Annotated in this window: 23 protein-coding genes and 1 tRNA gene; 7 read left to right on the top strand and 17 right to left on the bottom strand. The window is 67.6% G+C overall.

What is annotated here, in order from left to right:
* Nucleotides 1-3: 3 nt before the first annotated feature.
* The 10 genes from hemL to ACOQPE_RS05710 form a co-directional block, all read right to left on the bottom strand.
* A complete protein-coding gene (gene hemL / locus ACOQPE_RS05755) occupies nucleotides 4-1,293 on the bottom strand; it encodes a glutamate-1-semialdehyde 2,1-aminomutase (protein WP_420610910.1) in 1,290 nt (429 codons plus the stop codon).
* Between the two features lie 101 nt (nucleotides 1,294-1,394).
* Nucleotides 1,395-2,162 (bottom strand): uroporphyrinogen-III synthase, encoded by a 768-nt coding sequence (locus ACOQPE_RS05750; protein WP_420610909.1) that lies wholly within the window; start codon nucleotides 2,160-2,162, stop codon nucleotides 1,395-1,397.
* A 117-nt stretch (nucleotides 2,163-2,279) separates the two neighbouring features.
* On the bottom strand, nucleotides 2,280-3,173 hold the full coding sequence (hemC, locus tag ACOQPE_RS05745) for a hydroxymethylbilane synthase (protein WP_420610908.1): 894 nt from the start codon (nucleotides 3,171-3,173) through the stop codon (nucleotides 2,280-2,282).
* A gap of 11 nt (nucleotides 3,174-3,184) precedes the next feature.
* Complete coding sequence (locus ACOQPE_RS05740; RefSeq protein ID WP_420610907.1) at nucleotides 3,185-4,444, bottom strand: glutamyl-tRNA reductase; 1,260 nt, start codon at nucleotides 4,442-4,444, stop codon at nucleotides 3,185-3,187.
* Between the two features lie 220 nt (nucleotides 4,445-4,664).
* Complete coding sequence (locus tag ACOQPE_RS05735; RefSeq protein ID WP_420610906.1) at nucleotides 4,665-5,462, bottom strand: SAM hydrolase/SAM-dependent halogenase family protein; 798 nt, start codon at nucleotides 5,460-5,462, stop codon at nucleotides 4,665-4,667.
* 62 nt (nucleotides 5,463-5,524) lie between these two features.
* Nucleotides 5,525-6,316, bottom strand: a complete 792-nt coding sequence (proC, locus tag ACOQPE_RS05730; protein ID WP_420610905.1) for a pyrroline-5-carboxylate reductase — start codon at nucleotides 6,314-6,316, stop codon at nucleotides 5,525-5,527.
* Between the two features lie 162 nt (nucleotides 6,317-6,478).
* Entirely contained in the window at nucleotides 6,479-6,955 is a 477-nt protein-coding gene (locus ACOQPE_RS05725; RefSeq protein ID WP_420610904.1) for a YbjN domain-containing protein, read from the bottom strand.
* Nucleotides 6,952-8,223 carry a glycosyltransferase gene (locus ACOQPE_RS05720; protein ID WP_420610903.1) on the bottom strand — a complete coding sequence of 424 codons (1,272 nt, stop codon included), beginning with the start codon at nucleotides 8,221-8,223 and terminating at the stop codon, nucleotides 6,952-6,954. Before ACOQPE_RS05720 ends, ACOQPE_RS05725 begins: the two co-directional genes overlap by 4 nt.
* A gap of 72 nt (nucleotides 8,224-8,295) precedes the next feature.
* Nucleotides 8,296-9,309 (bottom strand): hypothetical protein, encoded by a 1,014-nt coding sequence (locus ACOQPE_RS05715; protein WP_420610902.1) that lies wholly within the window; start codon nucleotides 9,307-9,309, stop codon nucleotides 8,296-8,298.
* A 14-nt stretch (nucleotides 9,310-9,323) separates the two neighbouring features.
* Complete coding sequence (locus tag ACOQPE_RS05710; RefSeq protein ID WP_420610901.1) at nucleotides 9,324-9,566, bottom strand: MoaD/ThiS family protein; 243 nt, start codon at nucleotides 9,564-9,566, stop codon at nucleotides 9,324-9,326.
* A gap of 62 nt (nucleotides 9,567-9,628) precedes the next feature.
* Between ACOQPE_RS05710 and ACOQPE_RS05705 the strand changes: the two genes are divergently transcribed.
* The 5 genes from ACOQPE_RS05705 to ACOQPE_RS05685 all read left to right on the top strand — a co-directional run bounded on the left by ACOQPE_RS05705 (nucleotide 9,629) and on the right by ACOQPE_RS05685 (nucleotide 11,713).
* Nucleotides 9,629-10,333: a histidine phosphatase family protein gene (locus ACOQPE_RS05705; protein WP_420610900.1), complete on the top strand. Its 705-nt coding sequence runs from the start codon at nucleotides 9,629-9,631 to the stop codon at nucleotides 10,331-10,333.
* Between the two features lie 290 nt (nucleotides 10,334-10,623).
* The gene (locus tag ACOQPE_RS05700; protein WP_420610899.1) at nucleotides 10,624-10,956 is read left to right on the top strand and encodes a hypothetical protein; all 333 of its coding nucleotides are present in this window, start codon (nucleotides 10,624-10,626) and stop codon (nucleotides 10,954-10,956) included.
* Nucleotides 10,957-10,966: 10 nt separating this feature from the next.
* Nucleotides 10,967-11,236 (top strand): hypothetical protein, encoded by a 270-nt coding sequence (locus ACOQPE_RS05695; protein ID WP_420610898.1) that lies wholly within the window; start codon nucleotides 10,967-10,969, stop codon nucleotides 11,234-11,236.
* The gene (locus tag ACOQPE_RS05690; RefSeq protein ID WP_420610897.1) at nucleotides 11,229-11,435 is read left to right on the top strand and encodes a hypothetical protein; all 207 of its coding nucleotides are present in this window, start codon (nucleotides 11,229-11,231) and stop codon (nucleotides 11,433-11,435) included. Before ACOQPE_RS05695 ends, ACOQPE_RS05690 begins: the two co-directional genes overlap by 8 nt.
* A 5-nt stretch (nucleotides 11,436-11,440) precedes the next feature.
* Entirely contained in the window at nucleotides 11,441-11,713 is a 273-nt protein-coding gene (locus ACOQPE_RS05685; protein WP_420610896.1) for a hypothetical protein, read from the top strand.
* 373 nt (nucleotides 11,714-12,086) lie between these two features.
* Here ACOQPE_RS05685 and ACOQPE_RS05680 read toward each other — a convergent pair whose 3' ends face one another.
* The 4 genes from ACOQPE_RS05680 to ACOQPE_RS05665 form a co-directional block, all read right to left on the bottom strand.
* Nucleotides 12,087-12,524 (bottom strand): transposase, encoded by a 438-nt coding sequence (locus ACOQPE_RS05680; protein ID WP_420610895.1) that lies wholly within the window; start codon nucleotides 12,522-12,524, stop codon nucleotides 12,087-12,089.
* A 29-nt stretch (nucleotides 12,525-12,553) separates the two neighbouring features.
* Nucleotides 12,554-12,970, bottom strand: a complete 417-nt coding sequence (locus ACOQPE_RS05675) for an IS5 family transposase (RefSeq protein WP_420610894.1) — start codon at nucleotides 12,968-12,970, stop codon at nucleotides 12,554-12,556.
* A 292-nt stretch (nucleotides 12,971-13,262) separates the two neighbouring features.
* A complete protein-coding gene (locus ACOQPE_RS05670; protein ID WP_420610893.1) occupies nucleotides 13,263-13,685 on the bottom strand; it encodes a hypothetical protein in 423 nt (140 codons plus the stop codon).
* Between the two features lie 23 nt (nucleotides 13,686-13,708).
* Nucleotides 13,709-13,906, bottom strand: coding sequence for a hypothetical protein (locus ACOQPE_RS05665; RefSeq protein WP_420610892.1), 198 nt, complete (start codon nucleotides 13,904-13,906; stop codon nucleotides 13,709-13,711).
* An 80-nt stretch (nucleotides 13,907-13,986) separates the two neighbouring features.
* Between ACOQPE_RS05665 and ACOQPE_RS05660 the strand changes: the two genes are divergently transcribed.
* Together ACOQPE_RS05660 and ACOQPE_RS05655 are read left to right on the top strand one after the other, a co-directional pair.
* Nucleotides 13,987-14,059, top strand: a tRNA-Lys gene (locus ACOQPE_RS05660).
* 196 nt (nucleotides 14,060-14,255) lie between these two features.
* The gene (locus ACOQPE_RS05655; protein ID WP_420610891.1) at nucleotides 14,256-14,912 is read left to right on the top strand and encodes a hypothetical protein; all 657 of its coding nucleotides are present in this window, start codon (nucleotides 14,256-14,258) and stop codon (nucleotides 14,910-14,912) included.
* 4 nt (nucleotides 14,913-14,916) lie between these two features.
* Here ACOQPE_RS05655 and ACOQPE_RS05650 read toward each other — a convergent pair whose 3' ends face one another.
* The 3 genes from ACOQPE_RS05650 to ACOQPE_RS05640 form a co-directional block, all read right to left on the bottom strand.
* Complete coding sequence (locus ACOQPE_RS05650; protein ID WP_420610890.1) at nucleotides 14,917-15,057, bottom strand: hypothetical protein; 141 nt, start codon at nucleotides 15,055-15,057, stop codon at nucleotides 14,917-14,919.
* A complete protein-coding gene (locus ACOQPE_RS05645; protein ID WP_420610889.1) occupies nucleotides 15,057-15,335 on the bottom strand; it encodes a hypothetical protein in 279 nt (92 codons plus the stop codon). Before ACOQPE_RS05645 ends, ACOQPE_RS05650 begins: the two co-directional genes overlap by 1 nt.
* Before the next feature lie 192 nt (nucleotides 15,336-15,527).
* On the bottom strand, nucleotides 15,528-16,052 hold the full coding sequence (locus tag ACOQPE_RS05640; RefSeq protein ID WP_420610888.1) for a hypothetical protein: 525 nt from the start codon (nucleotides 16,050-16,052) through the stop codon (nucleotides 15,528-15,530).
* Between the last annotated feature and the right edge of the window lie 142 nt (nucleotides 16,053-16,194).

Genomic DNA, 16,194 nt, shown 5'->3' with positions numbered 1-16,194 from the left:
GCGTCAGGCCTGCGACGCGGCTGAGGCGGCGTCGGCGATGGCGCCGAGGGCTTCGTCGATGATGTCGGGCGTGTGGGCGAGGCTGACGAAGATCGCCTCGTAGGCACCGGGCGCGAAGGCCACGCCCCGCCGGAGCAGCTCGGCATGCAGGCGGGCGTAGGCCTGCTCATCGGTGGTGCGGGCATCGTCGTAGTCGGCCGCGACCCAGCCCGGCCCGGCGACTAGGCCGCAGTACAGGCCCACGAGCGTGCCGACCTGCACGACAGCGGCGTCGAAGCCTGATCGAGTAAGCGCTTCGCGCAAGCCGTTGGCGAACTGGCCGGCACGGCCCTCCAGCTCTGCATAGGCCGCCGGCGTGAGCTGCTCAAGCGCCGCTAGCCCCGCTGCGGTCGCGAGCGGGTTGCCCGACAGCGTGCCGGCTTGGTAGACGGGACCAGTCGGGGCCAGCGTCTGCATGATCTCGGTGCGTGCGCCGAGGGCGCCGATGGGCAGGCCGCCGCCGATGACCTTGCCGAAGCAGGCGATGTCGGGCGTCACGCCGAATCGCTCGGCCGCACCGCCGCGGCCGAGGCGGAAGCCGGTGATGACCTCATCGAAGATCAGCAGTGCGCCCGCTTCGTCGCAGGCGGCACGCAGGCCCTCCAGGAATCCAGGCGCCGGTGGCACCACGCCCATGTTGGCCGCGACCGGTTCCACAATGACCGCCGCCACTTGGTTGTCGAGCTCGGGGACCTCGTTGTAGGGCGCGACCAGTGTGTCGGCCACGGCGTTCGGCGGTACCCCATCTGAGCCCGACAAGCCCAGCGTGGCCACGCCGCTGCCGCCAGCAGCCAGCAGTGCGTCAGCGTGGCCGTGGTAGCAGCCGGCGAACTTCACGATGCGCGGCCGACCGGTGTGGCCCCGTGCGAGCCGCACCGCGGTCATGGTGGCCTCGGTGCCACTGCTCACCAGGCGCACTTGCTCCACGCCGGGCGCAGCCTCTGCGATCAGCTCGGCAAGCAGCACCTCCCGCTGCGTCGGCGCGCCGTAGGACGTGCCGTCGGCCGCGGCAGCGGCTACAGCTCCGGTCACCGCCGGGTGGGCGTGACCCAAGATGATCGCCCCGTACGACTGCACGAAGTCGAGATAGCGGCGGCCTTCGACGTCGAAGACGTACGGCCCTTCGGCTCGTGCAACGAAGTACGGCGTGCCGCCGACCGACCCGAACGCCCGCACCGGCGAATTCACGCCGCCCGGAATCACACGTTGAGCAGCTCTGAACAGGTCAGCATTCGTCGGAGGCCGCTCGGTCACGGCCTCGCAGCGTAGGCCAAGCCCCTGCGAGCAGTCGCCGTCGAATTACGGGCCGAAGCGGGACCCAAGCGGCCCGTGACCGCTATCACACCGCGGCTGCGTCAGCCAAGCACCGCGGCGGTGACAGCCTCGACGAGACCCTCATCGGTGGGACGCGCAGCCACTGCCGCCACTGTCAGGTCGGCGGCGGCGCATGCGTCGGCGGTGGTGCGACCGATGCACACCACCCTTCCGTGGACCGGTCCGCCGCCGATCTGACCGACGTGGCCTTGCACGGCGGAGGGCGACGCGAATACGACGGCATCCGCGCTGGACATGTCGGCAGCAAGGTGATCAGACAGCGTGGGCGTGACGGTGCGGTACGCGCTCACTGCATCGACATTCCAGCCGCGCGCCCGCAGGCCGTCAACCAGTTCGGGGCGGGCCTGTGCCGACTGGGGCACGAAACACCACTCGTCGGGGCGGGGTTCTGGGAAGGCCGCTGCCAGTCCAACGGCATCGTGCCGCTCTGGCACCAGCGTGACCGGGCGGTTGATTTCGGCCTCGACGCGGGCCGCCGTCGTGGGGCCGACGGCCGCCGTGCGGATGCGTGCGAAGCGACGGCGAACGCCGCGCCGGTCTGCACGAGCGAACGTGGCGGCCACGGCATTCGAAGAGGTGAACGCGACCCAGCTGTACTGCTCCAGCCTCAGCAGGGCATCGTCAAGCGGCTGGCCGCCGTCGAGCGGGGGCACCACCGCAATCGCGGGCGCCACCACCACCGTCGCCCCTCGTTCGCGCAACGCCGTTGCCAACGAACCGGCCTGGTGCGAGGCCCTCGTGACAACAACCGTGCAACCGGCGAGATCTCCAGCCATCAGGTCACTCACCGGCGCCGCGCACGGAACCAGCGGCGCACAGCGAAGCCGTGTTCGGCGCAGTCAGCGTGCAGCGAGAGAGCTGCGGTCGCTGGGCGGGTGCGTCGGACGGCCCACATCGGGGAGACATCACGCTCTCGGCTCTGCGGAGTCGACACGGGCAAGCAATTCGTTTGCGAGAGCCACACCGAGGCTCTCGCCGTCGAGGTGGAGGCCTGACGCACGCATCACACTGTCCCGGTTTGCGGTTGCCAGAACAGCAGTCATGGCGATACTCCCGCCTGCATCGATAACAGCGTGAGCGCCTGTGGGCAGGTCGCAGCCGGCGCCCAGCGTTCGCAAGAACGCGCGCTCGGCGTGAACGCATCGTGTCGTCACCTCGTCGATGATCGCGCCGGCGGCAGCAGCCGCGTCAGCGTCGCCGGTGCGGTGCTCGATCGCGATGGCGCCCTGGCCGACTTGGGGCACGATCTCGTCGGGGCCGAATCGCTGGGCGATCCGGTGGGACTCGCCGAGACGCTCGAGCGCCGCCGCCGCAACGATCACAGCGTCGACGTCGGGCTGGGCAGCCGCGGCGATGCGACGAGCCATGTTGCCGCGCAGACCGGTGAAGCGCAGATCACCGCGGAGTGCCGCAAGCTGGCACTGGCGGCGCTGTGATCCGGTCGCCACCACACCGCCGCGGGGGATTGCATCGAGCGCCAAGCCGACGAGTGCGTCGCGCGCGTCGCCCCTCACCAGGCAGCCTGCCAGCGTCAAGCCCGGGGTCGGCTCGGAGCGCATGTCCTTGGCACTGTGCACGGCGATGTCGGCGCGGCCGTCCAGCACCGCTGCTTGCACTTCGGTCACAAATACGCCCCTGCCGGACATCTCCGAAATCGGCGTGGACACGTCGACATCGCCGGTGGTGCGAACGGGCACGAGCTCGATGTCACCCTGGGCGGATCCGACTGCTTCCAGCGCAGTTGCGACGGCGCGCGCCTGCCAGGTGGCCAGCGGGCTCGATCGTGTCGCGATCCTCACGCGATCAAGATCTACAGATCGAACAGGTCGCGCACTGAGTCGGCGAGCCGGTCGCCCTTGGCCTTGCCCGCCGCTGACCTCAACGCCACGGTGGGCTGATGCATCAGCTTGTTGACGAGCGCTGTTGTCGCGCGCTCGAGCGCCTCGCGTGCGTCGTCGTCGAGCTCAGGGTGGGCCGCCAAGGCGCGTTCAAGCTCGGACTGGCGCACTGCTTCGGCCATGCCGCGCAGCGATTCGATGAGCGGTGCCATCTCCCGCGCGGTGCGGTCGGCGGAGAAACGCTCCGTCTCCTCGGCCAGGATCGATTCGACCGCCGCCACCTCCGCTTGCCGGCCCGCCTGACCGACCTCAGCAAATCGCGACAGATCGTCCATGTCGAGGAGGGTGACACCGGGAAGGCGAGCCACAGCCGGGTCGACATCCCGCGGCACGGCAATGTCCACGATCAGCAGCGGGCGGCCGGCGCGTCTCTCAATGATCGCTCCGACGCTGGCGTGGTCGACGATCACCGAACTGGCACCGGTGGACGTCAGCAGCAGATCGACCTCGACCAACGCATCTTCCAGGCTGCCGAGCGGCAGGTGATGACCTCCGACTCGGGCCGCCAGCGCTTCGGCGTGCGACGGCGTGCGGTTGGCCACTTGCACCGCTGCAGGACCAGCTGCCGCGAGTGCGACGATCATGCCCTCGGCCATTTCGCCGGCGCCCACGACCAGCACCTGGGCATCCCCCAAGGTGCCGAGATGGTTCTTGGCCATGCTCACTGCCGCGTGGCTGATCGAAGCAGTCCCCCGCGCGATGCCGGTCTCAGTGCGTGCGCGCTTGCCGGCAGTGATGCTGTGTCGGAACAGCTGGTTCAGGACCGCGCCCGCGGTGCCCTCGGTTCGTGCCGTGTCCCATGCGGTGCGGACTTGGCCCAGGATCTCGTGCTCCCCGACCACAGCGGATTCCAGGCCGCTGGCCACACGGAACAGGTGACGCGCCGCGTCGTCGTCGTAGTGGACGTAGAGATGGTCGGACAGCTCGGCGGGCGCCGCACCCGACAGCGTGCAGAAGAAGTCGCGCATCTCGCCGAACGCCGCATGGAATTTCTCGGCCACGACGTAGGCCTCGGTGCGGTTGCACGTGGACACGACCACGCCCTCGCTGACGTTCGCGCACGATGCGAGATCAGCAAGTCGTTTCGGCACGTCGGCGGCGGCAACCGTGCAGCGCTCCAATAGCTCAAGCGGTGCGCTGCGATGGCTCACGCCCATGACAACGATGGACACGAGGACTACCCAGGGTTCGGAAATGCGGCCCGCACAGTCTCGCCGATCCGGCACCCCGTTTCCACGCGTTCGACGAAAGATCGCGCGGCAAATGGGGCCACAGAGCGGTCAGTCGAGAGCTACGAGCAGCTGGATGGTTGCGGCGAGCAGGATGACCGCAGCGAGCGCGGCCAGCACGAGCGCTGTTCGAGGTCTCATGTCACCCTCTCATGTCACGGTCTCACACTGTGGGGCGCAGCCGGACTTCGGTGCCCACTGCGAAGCCAAGATGAGCGGCGCTCCCGCCGGCGATCGTCAACTCGAGCAAGCCGAAGGGATCGTCGCACAGGGCGAGGCTGCCTGTGTCCGTCGACCCCGCAGGTGCCAGCCGGACCGACTGCGAATTCGCTGTCGCGGGCTGTGACGCGCTCGCGCCTGCCGTCCATTCCATGACCAGGAGATCGCCGAGGGCTGCCAGCGTCTCGCGGTCGACGTTGAGCTGCACCGTGCCCCAGCGCGTCACCGACAGCACTTCCGCGGTCACTGAACCGTCGTCTTCGACGCGGGGCACCGCAACGAGCGACGGCAGCAGCAGTGAGGGGTCGATCGGCGCGCCCAAGGCTTCAATCGGCGCTCCAGCCGCCAGCCGGCCGGCTGCAGGCGCGAGCACATCGCGCGCCGGGTGAAGCACGGATTGGGGCTCGCCGCAGTCGGCGGCCTCGATACGCACTGCGATGTCCGCTCCGCCGACCGCCGCCACCGCAGCCGCCAGCACGCCGTTGTCCGGGCCGACCAGCATCGACTGGCCGTCACCGACCGAGATCGCGATAGCAGGCCGGTCCAAGCGGCGTCCCACCGATGCGAGCACTACGCCCGGCGCAAGGTGCGGCACGCTGCGCGCCAGCATCAACGCCGCCGTGCGCGTATCGCCCGGATCGATCTCGTGGCACAAGTCGATCACGGCGGCATGGGGAGCGGCCTGTCGCACGATCGAGTGGATGACGCCGACCGACTCGTCTGCGGTGCCTAGATCGCTCAAGCACGTGACCGTGTCGAAGGTTGTCATGGTTTCGCCGTCCGGCTCAGCCTCCGGGCGCTCGATCACGCTGAGCCGAGTTCGGCGGAGCGGCGCGTGGCGGCTTCGACGGCCGCAGCGAATGCGGCGCGCACGCCGTGGCGCTCCAGTTCGCGGAGCCCAGCCGCCGTCGTGCCGCCCGGCGACGTCACGTCGGCTCGCAGATCGGCCGGCGAACGTCCCTCGGCCAGCAGCGTCGCGGCACCCAGCAGAGTCTGTTCGGCCAATTCCGCCGCCACCGGTCGGCCCAGGCCCATGAGCACCCCTGCCTCGATCAGTGCCTCGGCCACCAAGAAGACATACGCCGGCCCGGACCCAGACAGACCGGTCACCGCATCCATCAGGTGCTCGGGGACGCGCACGACGCGGCCTACTGCGCCAAGGATCTCCTCGGCCCATCCGAGGTCATCTTCGGCGGCTCGGTCGTTGCCGCAGATCGCCGCCGCACCCTCCGACACCAGTGCGGGCGTGTTCGGCATGGCACGCACGATCGGGACGCCAGTGCCGGCAGCGGCGTCCAGCGTCGGGAGCGTGACCCCGGCGGCGATCGAGAGGATGCGGTCGGTGCCGGCGGCCGTGACCGCGGCGGCAACGGTCGGAATGACGTCGGGCTTGGTGGCGAGAATGGCGCCGGCCGAGGCGGCAACGTCGCCGGAGACAGCGACGCCGTAACGATCGGCCAACTCATCGCGGCGCGCGGCAATCGGCTCTGCAACGCAGATGCTCTCGGCACTGCGGCCGGCTGCGAGCAAACCGCCCAGCAGCGCTTCGCCCATCTTGCCGCCGCCGACGATGAGCAGTTCGACCTTGTCCGCCATGCGGTCACGGTACCGGACCGCATCGGGACCACTGCCGAGCCCAATGGCGGTGCCGGGGCACTCGCGGTGAGTGGGACGCTTCCCTGCGGCCTGCCGGCGAGTGCCCCGGCAAGTCTCAAATCAATCAGAAATCAATGAAAAGTGTCAAATGATTTTCGATGGCTAGTTCTTGAAACCCAAGCGGATCAGCGTCGTGAAGTCACGCTCGATGTACGCCCACAGCGACCCGACGATCCGATCCAGCTCGTCTTCGTCGACGCAGTGGGTGGGCAGCTCCCCCGTCAGGAACACGGCGTCCTCGGGACCGACCCCGTATTGAGCACCCACCAGCGAGTAGTTCCGGCGCAGAACGAAGTCGGCCACCTGATCCGCCCGATGCTGTGGCGCCGGTAGGACGTAGGACTCGTAGGCCAGCGTGCGCTGGCGCAGCGTCAACCAGATAGCGATGACATCTCGCGACTCTCCCGCCAGTCGCACGTACCAGCGCCGCGGCACCTCCTCGTCACGAGTCACGTCGAGCAGCATCGGGCGCTCGCCGGGACCGCCATCGGCCTGCGAGCGCGCCCAGTCGGCAAGCCAGTCGTCCATGCGGGCCTCGAGCAGATCGAGCTCGGCGTCGGTTGCCGGCCGACGGGTCACAGGCAGGCGACGAGCTCGCGCCGGGCCGCGGTGTCGAGCACTTCCAGCGCCGCGGCCGCACTCGCCCGCCAGCTGTAGCGCTCGGCGCGGCGAGAACCGGCATCGCCGAGGCGCAGCGCAAGCAGCGGATCAGCGAGGATGTCGATGACTCGGCGGGCGAACGCATCGCTGCTGCGGTCGGCGATGAGGTAGCCGGTATCGCCCTCCACGACGTTGTCGCGCAGACCGCCGACATCGGACGCCACGACCGGTGTGCCGCAAGCTGCGGCTTCGAGCGCGACCAGTCCGAATGATTCCGAACGGCTGGGCACCAAGCACACGTCGGCGGCCCGGTAATAGGTCGACAGCAGGTAGTGCGGGAGCGGATCGACGAACCGCACATGGTCCGCAACCGCCAAGTCGTCCGTCAGCGCCTTCAAGCGGGCCAGCGTGACCTCGCCCTGCGGACCGCTGGGCCCTCCCACGATGGCGAGCTGGGCTTGAGCGCCCGCTGCACCAGCAACTCTCGTGGCTGCGAGCGTTTCGATCGCCAATTCGGCGCCCTTCAGTGGCTGCAGGCGGCCCACGAACAGCAGCACCGGTCCTGGCGGCAGGCCGATCGCCGCACGCGCTGCATGGCGCTGACCCGGCGCGAACATTGCCCGGTCGACACCGGGTGTCAGCACATGGAGGCGCTCGGGCGCGGCGTCGTACAGCGACCTGAGCTGGGCAGCCTCAGCGGCGCCGGAGGTGAACACGACGTCCGCGCAATCGATGACTCGTTGCTCAGCGTCGCCGCGGTGGCGCGGCTCGGCATCGCCGTTGCTCGTCTTGACGCGCCCCAGCGTGTGAAAGGTGACTGCCAAAGGAATGTCCAGGCGGTGCTTGAGCTGGTGCCCGGCCATGCCGCTCAACCAGTAGTGAGCGTGAATGGCGTCGACCGGGCGGTGTGCGAGGTGCTCGCCGACTCTGCCGGCAAATGCTGACACGACCGCCGGCAGATCATCCTTGTCGAGCGATGGGGCACCGGCATCGATGTGGAAGACCACCACACCCGACTCCACTTCGAGCTGGTCGGGCTGCGATGGATCGGTGCGGCGTGTGTAGATGTCGCAATCGACACCGAGATGCGCCAGCGCGGCAGTGAGTTCACGCACGTACACGTTCAAGCCGCCGCCATCGCCGCTGCCGGGCTGGCGCAACGGCGATGTGTGCATACACAACACGGCAACTCGCAAGACGCGGCCATGCTCGCCGAGCATCTGGCGGTCGGGTACTTCGGGTGCCACGGCCGATAACGCTACGCAGATCGCCGCAGCGTCACGAACTGAGCGAACCGCCGCTCCGCGCCGGGGGGATGTTCAGATGGCGAGGAGTCCCAAGCCCCACATCCACGCCAGGGCCGTGACGCTCAGCGAATCGAGCCTGCGCACGGCCCACTCCCCGGCCAGTCGCTGCCACGCTCGCTGGAGCCCGCCTGGAGGCTCCGGTGCGCTGTGGCTGCTGGCTGATCGACTGCCAGCGTTCTGCTTGTCCGCCGGGAGATGCTCTCGACGCGCGGCGAACGCGGTATTCGGCCTGGCGAGCGCGGGGCCGAGCGGCAGCGTCAGCACCGCGAGCACGCCGAACCTGATGACATCGGTGGGTGCAAACGGCGGCACGCTCAGTCCGGTCAGGGCGAAGACGGCGATCACCGCGGCGATCGCTCCCATCAGCGGACCGCGCAGCCCCGGCTGCCGACCCGACGCACTGAGGTGAGCACTGGCGTCGTACACCGCGGCGGCGCTCACGAGCACGAGTGCCGCTCCCAGCGAATAGCGGGCGACGGCCGCCAAGCACGCGGCCGCGATACCGACCTGCATCCACGTGCGAATCAGCAGTCCTGCGTTGGCCACGAGCCGCAGCGGTGACGCCTGTCCCCCGGGCACAGCCGCGCCTGGGCGGCGGGGCCGCAAGGCTGCGACCACGATGAAGCTGGCGGCGACGGCCGCGCCGACGACTACCCCCGCGAGGCGGGTGTCGAGAACGCCGGCGAATCCGACTGCACCGGCAAGTGCGGCGGCGGGCAGCCGATGACTCTGGGGAAGCACCAGCGATTCGGCAGCCTGCGGCCTCGCCCCAGTTCCGCTCGACGTCGGGCGAGTCGCTCCGGCGCGGCTGCGAACGCCCGCGGCCTGCCAGGCGCCGAGCATGGCGACTGCGGTCATGGCGATGCCGAACGTCACCGCCCCCGCCCACAGCGCGCCGATCAGCCCGGCGAACCAGATCAGTCCACCAGTAATGGTGGCATCACCCAATGCGACCGCAGGGCCGAGCCACTGCGCTGCTGCAGAGGTTCGCGGCCGCGCCGGCTCAAGATCCGGCGACGCTGCCACGGTGCAGCCGCCGCTCAGCCGCCCGAGACGGGCGGCAGGACGGCGATCTCGTCTCCGGTGCTGAGCTGCGACTCGCCGAGCGCCGGTTCGCCGTTCAGCCACACCCTGCTGGCGGCCAGAACAGCGCTGAAGCCCTCGCCGAAAGTCGCCTTCGCCCAGTCCAGTGCTTCGGCGACCGAGGACGCCTCGATCTGAGTGCTGCCGACGCCAGCCGCTTCGCGCGCCCCCGCGAACAGGCGGATCGTCACCGTCGGCATCGCTGCGATGCTACCGATCACGTCCCAGAGGCAACGAGGATGAGCCTCTAGGGTCGGGCGCCGTGACACAGCATTCAGAGTTGCTGGCGGTGCGGCATGGTCAATCCGAATGGAACCTGCGCGGCCGCTGGCAGGGACAGGCCGATCCCGTATTGACCGGCCTCGGCGAGCGGCAGGCGGAGATCGCCGCCGACGCCTTGGCAACGACGCTCGCTGCCGCGGATGACAGCTGGCGGACACCGGTGATGCGGGGGCGCGATCTGCACACCGGTCGGCATGCGTTCGACCTGCCTGCATTCGACTTGATCGTGTCCAGCGACCTGCAACGGGCGCGGCGGACCGCCGAGATCATTGCCAAGCAGCTCGGCGTGAGCGACGTCGTGACCGATGAGGCACTGCGCGAGCGCAGTGCGGGACCGTGGGAAGGCCTCACCCGGGCCGAGATCGACGAGGGCTGGCCCGGCGATGTCGCAGCGAGGAGGTGGCCGCCGGGCTTCGAGTCTGAAGACAGCATTGCCCGCCGGCTGCTGCCGGCGCTGCGGCGGCATATGTCTGTCTGCGGCCGCGTCCTGCTCGTGGGCCACGCAGGTGTGCTCAAGACAATCGACGCGCGGGTGGGTCTCGGCGACGAGCGGGTGCCGAACCTTGCGGGCCGCTGGTTCTGGCTCGACGGCGCTGCAGCCGACGCCACCTGGAGCTGGGATCAGCTGAAGCCTCGTAACAGGGTCGAACTGGTCTCGTCGAACATCGACCTCACCATCGAGTAGCCGCGCCGGCTCTCGGGACGCCGCCTCTTAGGCCGTGTTGACAAAAGGTCGGGGCGGTACCGGGTTAGGGCTTGTCTGCTGGCTGGGTACGGTTGGGCTTGCGCGCGCGTGGCGGTTCGCCTATGTTCTCCCGCTGTCACCAGTGCCGCGGCCTCTCAGGCCGTGCCAGTCGGATTGCGGGAGTCGGGTTCATGGTTCCCTCCTTTCGGCTGGCGCGGTGCTGGTGACAAGCACACCTTGTCTCCCGCTAGGAGGGAACCGCCATGCGAAGAAAAACGTTGGCTTTGGCGATGGCGCTGACAGTTGCACTGTCGAGCGTCATCGTGTTGACGGCTACGCAGCCTGCTTCGGCTGACACGCGTTATGAGACCGTGCTGGTCGAGTCGAACTGTCGCGTCGTGACTGATTACGCGAAGGTGCAGACGCCTGAGCAGGCCGCTGCTGGCACGTACACGCTGAAGCCGACCACCAGGACTGTTTGTGACCGTGTGTATGACACACGCCCCTACTATCACGCTCACTGGTATCACGTCGCTTGCGCCGGTGCCGGGGCGGCGACCAAGGGCAAGACCGGCGCGGGCATCAGCACTGCCTGCGGCTGGATGTTCATGGCCCACATCTAGGAGCGTCGTCATGCAGATCAGAAACAGGCTGGGAATAGTTCTCGGCGCCTGCTACATGGGCGCTGTCGTGGCCGCGATGTTCTCGCGTACGCAGTGGAGCCTTGCCGCCCGTCTCATGGTTGTGGTCGGCGCGATCATCGTGGTGCAGGCCGCGCTGACAGCGTTCCGGCTTCTGCGAGCGAACGGGATGCTGGCCCGACGCAATGCCCCGACCTTGGCAGAGGCGCGTGCCGCGTCCGAGCTGCGGGGGGAGCTTGCCGGGAAGTCGTCTCATGCCTGACAGGGAGACGGTCCGGCGGCTGCAAGCCGCCCGACGCGACTACGGCGAGTGGAGCGGGGCTGCTGCTCGGCTGCGGGAGATATTCCCGCCGACGGGCCGCTACCGCATCACCCGAGACGGGCAACGTCTCGCACGCGACGGCAGCGTGAAACAGCGCAGGCTGCCGCGTCGAGGACGACGCGTCCGAAGCTCAGCCTGACCGGCGTGAAGATGATTGCGGCCTGCTTGGCCGCAGCGCTTGGGGCGGCATCCTTCGCGTGCTCGGCAACGTCGAGCGCGTGCGAGGATGCCGCCTACGCGCAAGCACACGCCGAACAGGCATGGGGCAACGCCATCGAAGCCCATGAAGCCGCGCACCGAGTCGAAGCGGACGGCCATACCGTCGATCACGACGAGCACGAACTGACCGCCCGACAGATCGTGGACGCTCGTGCCGGAATGATCGTGGCCGAGCAAAACACACACAATAGCTGCTGACGCGAACGGCCAAAATCCCAACAGGTACGCGGGTTTCCGCCGATTGCTGCTATAGTCAGCAGTGACCACTCAGCGCTGTTTCATTCGCGAACGCTCGGCCCGCCGCTTCCGACTGCGGCGGGCCGAAGTCGTTCTCAGAACAGCACTGCAAATCCACATGTGTGACTCGCTGCGCGAACCATCAGACTGAGCGTTCCCATATCCCATCGAGAGGCCGGGTCAGGCCGAAGTCGGGAGGTGAGGAATATGGCTCGTGTATTCGGTATCGCTGCCAGCATCGGCTTTCTGCTTGCTGCGCTGATGACCTATCAAGTCGCCCTGACTACTGGCTGACGCTGGTCGGGATGGCCCCAGCCCTTCTTGGCTGGGGCGCTCATTCTCGTTGCCAGAACCGTCCTTGGCGGGGCTTGTCGCCCACTGTGGGCGTGCCGGTGCTGTCGGGCTTGACGTGCGGCGAGGTCTTGCGGTGCCCTGGGGTGGTGGACACGTACCACGCGGCCAGCGACGCCAATTCGAGGAACGTGACGGCGAGCTTGTGTGACCGCATGGCGATCCCCCGGAACCGCTTCAGGTCAGCGAAGGCATTCTCGACGGCGTGGCGGGCCTTGTAGAGGCCGGGATCGAAGATCACCGGACGGGTGTTGCTGCTGCGGGGCGGTATCACCGGCTCGATGCCCTGCTCGGTCAGGTCGTCGCGCAGCGTGTAGCTATCGTATGCCTTGTCAGCAATGACCTTGCCGACACCTGAGGGGGCGTCTTCGATTACAGAGCCGAACACTCGACTCTCGTTGGTGTTCCCTGCTGTGAGCATCAATCGCGCGAAGCGGCCTGCACAGTCGGTCAGCGCGATGAGCTTGGAAGTATGGCCCCCCGCTGTGGACCCGATGGCCTGAATTCGTCGGGACTCAGCGGGGGGCCTTCGCTTTTTCTCGCGCCGGCAGCGTCCTGATGCACCTTGATGAACGTGCCGTCCACCTGCGAGATCGACAGATCCAGGCTGTCCGCGCTCGCCGCCAGCACCTGTGAGAACACGCCGCGCTCAGCCCAGCGGCGGAACCGCCGATACACGGTCTGCCACTTCCCGAACTCCTTGGGCAGCAACCGCCACTGAGCGCCCGAGTAGGCGATCCACAAGATGCCCTCCACGGTCCTTCGGTGGTCGTCGCAATAGGGGCGACCGTGATGGCCCGAAGCCGAAGGCAGCAGCGGCGCTATCTGCTGCCATTGCTCATCGCTGAGCCGTTTCTCTGCCGTCACAGCGCAACCTCCACCGACTCGGCGGGGTCACGTCCATATCTGCACAATCGAGCCATCACTGGCTCCTTCCATCCTGCCCTGCCTGCTCTGCCGGAGTCCGCAGGGACATCCATTACGTGCTTCAATTCTGCCTCATCCAGCACCCCGACAGAGGCCATCTGAAGCGCGACGCAGCCCCCGTCAGGATGGCCACGGGGGCTGCGATCACAAGTCGGCGCAAGCGCCGGACTCCGGCGCAGCCAGAATAGCGCAGCCTGTCAAGCAACCACCGACGACACACGTTCCGGCGCGCTCATCGCGCAGTGGCAGCGTCCATCAGCCGCCGCACACGCTTGGTCCGACGCATGAGCCGCCGACGCAGACTGCGCTTCACTTGGCGCTCGATCATCTCGTACGCCCGCTTGTCGTCACCAGCGGGAACACCCTTCACACGAGGGACCGAGGCCAGCCAGCGAACACCGTTCTCCAAGCGAATGATCCGGCAGCCGTAACGCACGCTGTTAGCGCTGCGGCGATGGTCAGGATCGATCAGCCGTCGTCTCGCTCCGATCCACCACCAGCCGAAACGCGTAGGACGGTGAAGCCCGACCATCGACAACAAGTCGTTACGGCCAAGCTGCACAGCCAACCGAACCGACACCTGCCACTTCAAGCGAGGCCACGACAACATCGCGAAGCTCAGCACCGCAGCCAACGCGCCCAGTTGAACAATCACAACTCACCTTTTGTCAACACGGCCTAGGACTCAGTAAGCCAGGCCGTTGCCGCTGCGGCATCGATGTCGTCGTCGGCCAGCAGGCTCAAGGTTCGTTCCGCTCGTGCCAGATCGTCCTCGATGGCATCCAGCTCGGCCTCGCTGAGCAGATCCGGCTCAGATGCCGCGGCGGGCATCGCGGCTGGCGAAGGCGACTCTTCGGGCCCGGATGCTGGAGACACTGGCGTCAGGCTAGAGCGAGAAGCCCCACCAGTAGCCTCGATACGAGTGCCGGAGCGCCGAATCGGTGCCTGCGGACGTCGGGCCGCTAGCTCATCGGGTAGAGCAGGGGACTTTTAATCCCAAGGTGCCGGGTTCGAGTCCCGGGCGGCCTACCGCAACCGCAATTCATCACACGGCACGCTTTCACGGCCATCGGTAGCGTCCACCAACGCGACAGAGCAGAGGAGGAGCCCAATGCAGAAGCTGCTGGCTGCTGGGCTGACAGTGGCGCTGACCGTCGGAGCGTTGACGTCGGCCGCCGCTGCACACCCGGCATCAGAACCGAAGTGTGGCGACGAGACCTACGCGGTGGTTGCCGCACCCGGCGACGCCGCCATGGCCGAGTTGGTCGCGTCCTGGCAGGTGCTCAATACGAAGTGCGTTGTGGAACCCGACGACACGGACATGATCGACCGACAGCAAGTCGTAGTTCTCGGCGGTACCAATGCAGTACCGAACAGCGCCGTAGACGGCTTGACGGTGATCGTGCGTCTTGCCGGCCCGGATCGAGTCGCCACCGCGAGAGCCGTGCTCGACTGGATAGGTCAACGCCAGAACGGAAATTTGGCCGCCACCGCAACGGTCCAAGCAACAAGCAGCAGCGGAGAAAGCAAAGCCACCTTCACCGTCGGCAAGGACATTCAAGCCGGATTCTGGCGGTTCACGGAGAGCACCGGCAGGTTCGGCGACTTCATGCCGGCCCCCAACACTCATTCAGCCTTCGGCTATCGCGGCCAAGGCTGTTGGGTGCCGGCCGAAGGTTCGGCTGGGCACATAGGTGGCCTGGTGACGGTGAACGAAACTGGAGACGGTTTCGGTCCGTCTTGGCGCAAGCTCGGACAAGGCGCCGACGCGATCCCCACCACTGTGCCGTTCAAGACCTACGTCTTCGAGCTTGTCGACGGTGACAAAGTGACACTGCGGACACTTCCGGGGGAAGTCTGCGAAATCGAAAGACACATATAGGCATCTACGGGCCGAGGGTGGTGATGGGGGCGACAGTCACGCCGTCGGATCGCTCGATGATGACGTCTGCCTCCAAGCCTGTGTTGTCGCGGTAGTAGAAGAGCCGGGCGTCGTTCGCATCGGCGTAGACCCGCAGGTCTCGCATCACGAGTGCTTCGAACCGGTGAGAATGAACTGGCCCGGCTGTGCGAGTTCGTCGGCAGCACGCCGGATCGGATTCCACAGACCCGGCGCCAAGCGGTACTCGTCGACCAGCTTGGGCTTGAGCCCTTCCAAGAGCAGATGCCGCGCCATCGCGCTGGTCAGCGCGGCAGCCTCCTGAGCATCAATCAGCGCAGCGCTGCGAGCCGCGTAGCCGCCCGTCCAAGTCTTGCCGCAAGCCCGAGGACCCTCGCCGAGCACCACGGGAGCTGATTGCAGCACCCGACGAAGCTGGCCATTGGCGACCCGCGGTCGATAGCGCGCGAATCGCCGTCAGCAACGGATGGTCGACATCCATGCATGTTCAATGCAGCAAAATCAAGCGCTTCAATGATTGATTTTCAAATCAACTGATGCCGAAGTATCGAGCTTTGTGCGCCCTATCTGCCGCTCAGCGCCGTTCGGCGGCCACGGTCAGCAGACCGCCAAGTCCGCAGGTGCTCCGAATGCCGACTCGGGATCGTCTTGGGCAACGATGGCGCTGAGCACCGCTGGGCCCGAAGCTGAGGCATGCACCGTGTCGAGACGACCGGGCCACAAGGCGCTGAACGGGCCGAACACATTGCCGATCACATCTACGCGCACCCAGCCTGGCTGGCCTGTGACCGGTCGCAGAGCGGCGTCCGCACCAGCGTGGCACCAGTCGCTGCGGACCACCGTGCCGCCGGGAGTCCACCAGCGCCACCCGTCGCCCGCTGACGCAGTGCGTGCCACTGCATCATGCGCCGCCGTCGCCATCGCCGCTGGTCCCGCAAACGGATCGCTGCCTTCATCGGTCGCGTCGTCCAGCCCGACCACCGTTGCGTCCCAGATCGCTCGCAGACCTGCCGATGCGGCTGCGTCCGCATGCGCACGAGCGCCGCTCACCAACAGCGCCTGGGCGCCCAGCAGCAACAACAGCACCACAATCGCGGGCCACAGGATCAGCAACGGCAGCACCTCTCCACGTTCGCCGCGTCGAGGTGCGGCACGCCGCTGATGCGCGGACGTTCCAGCCCTGCTGCAGACTGCCCGGCCGCCCAGGCGGCTTGGAGCCTTGGTTGCCACCCGTTCGCGCGCAAGTCGGCGATCTCCGCCTGGT

Origin of the sequence: Candidatus Poriferisodalis sp., assembly GCF_965219595.1 — a bacterium.
GTDB lineage: Bacteria > Actinomycetota > Acidimicrobiia > Acidimicrobiales > Poriferisodalaceae > Poriferisodalis.
Note: the sequence above shows the minus strand (reverse complement) of the source record. Positions and strands in the feature narration are given on the sequence as shown.

Excerpts from the sequence above, each read along its gene's own strand:
- proC (WP_420610905.1), bottom strand. The coding sequence starts at position 6,316 with ATGGCGGACAAGGTCGAACTGCTCATCGTCGGCGGCGGCAAGATGGGC.
- ACOQPE_RS05710 (WP_420610901.1), bottom strand. The coding sequence starts at position 9,566 with ATGCCGACGGTGACGATCCGCCTGTTCGCGGGGGCGCGCGAAGCGGCT.
- ACOQPE_RS05700 (WP_420610899.1), top strand. The coding sequence starts at position 10,624 with ATGGCGCTGACAGTTGCACTGTCGAGCGTCATCGTGTTGACGGCTACG.
- ACOQPE_RS05695 (WP_420610898.1), top strand. The coding sequence starts at position 10,967 with ATGCAGATCAGAAACAGGCTGGGAATAGTTCTCGGCGCCTGCTACATG.
- ACOQPE_RS05690 (WP_420610897.1), top strand. The coding sequence starts at position 11,229 with ATGCCTGACAGGGAGACGGTCCGGCGGCTGCAAGCCGCCCGACGCGAC.
- ACOQPE_RS05680 (WP_420610895.1), bottom strand. The coding sequence starts at position 12,524 with ATGCTCACAGCAGGGAACACCAACGAGAGTCGAGTGTTCGGCTCTGTA.
- ACOQPE_RS05650 (WP_420610890.1), bottom strand. The coding sequence starts at position 15,057 with ATGCGAGACCTGCGGGTCTACGCCGATGCGAACGACGCCCGGCTCTTC.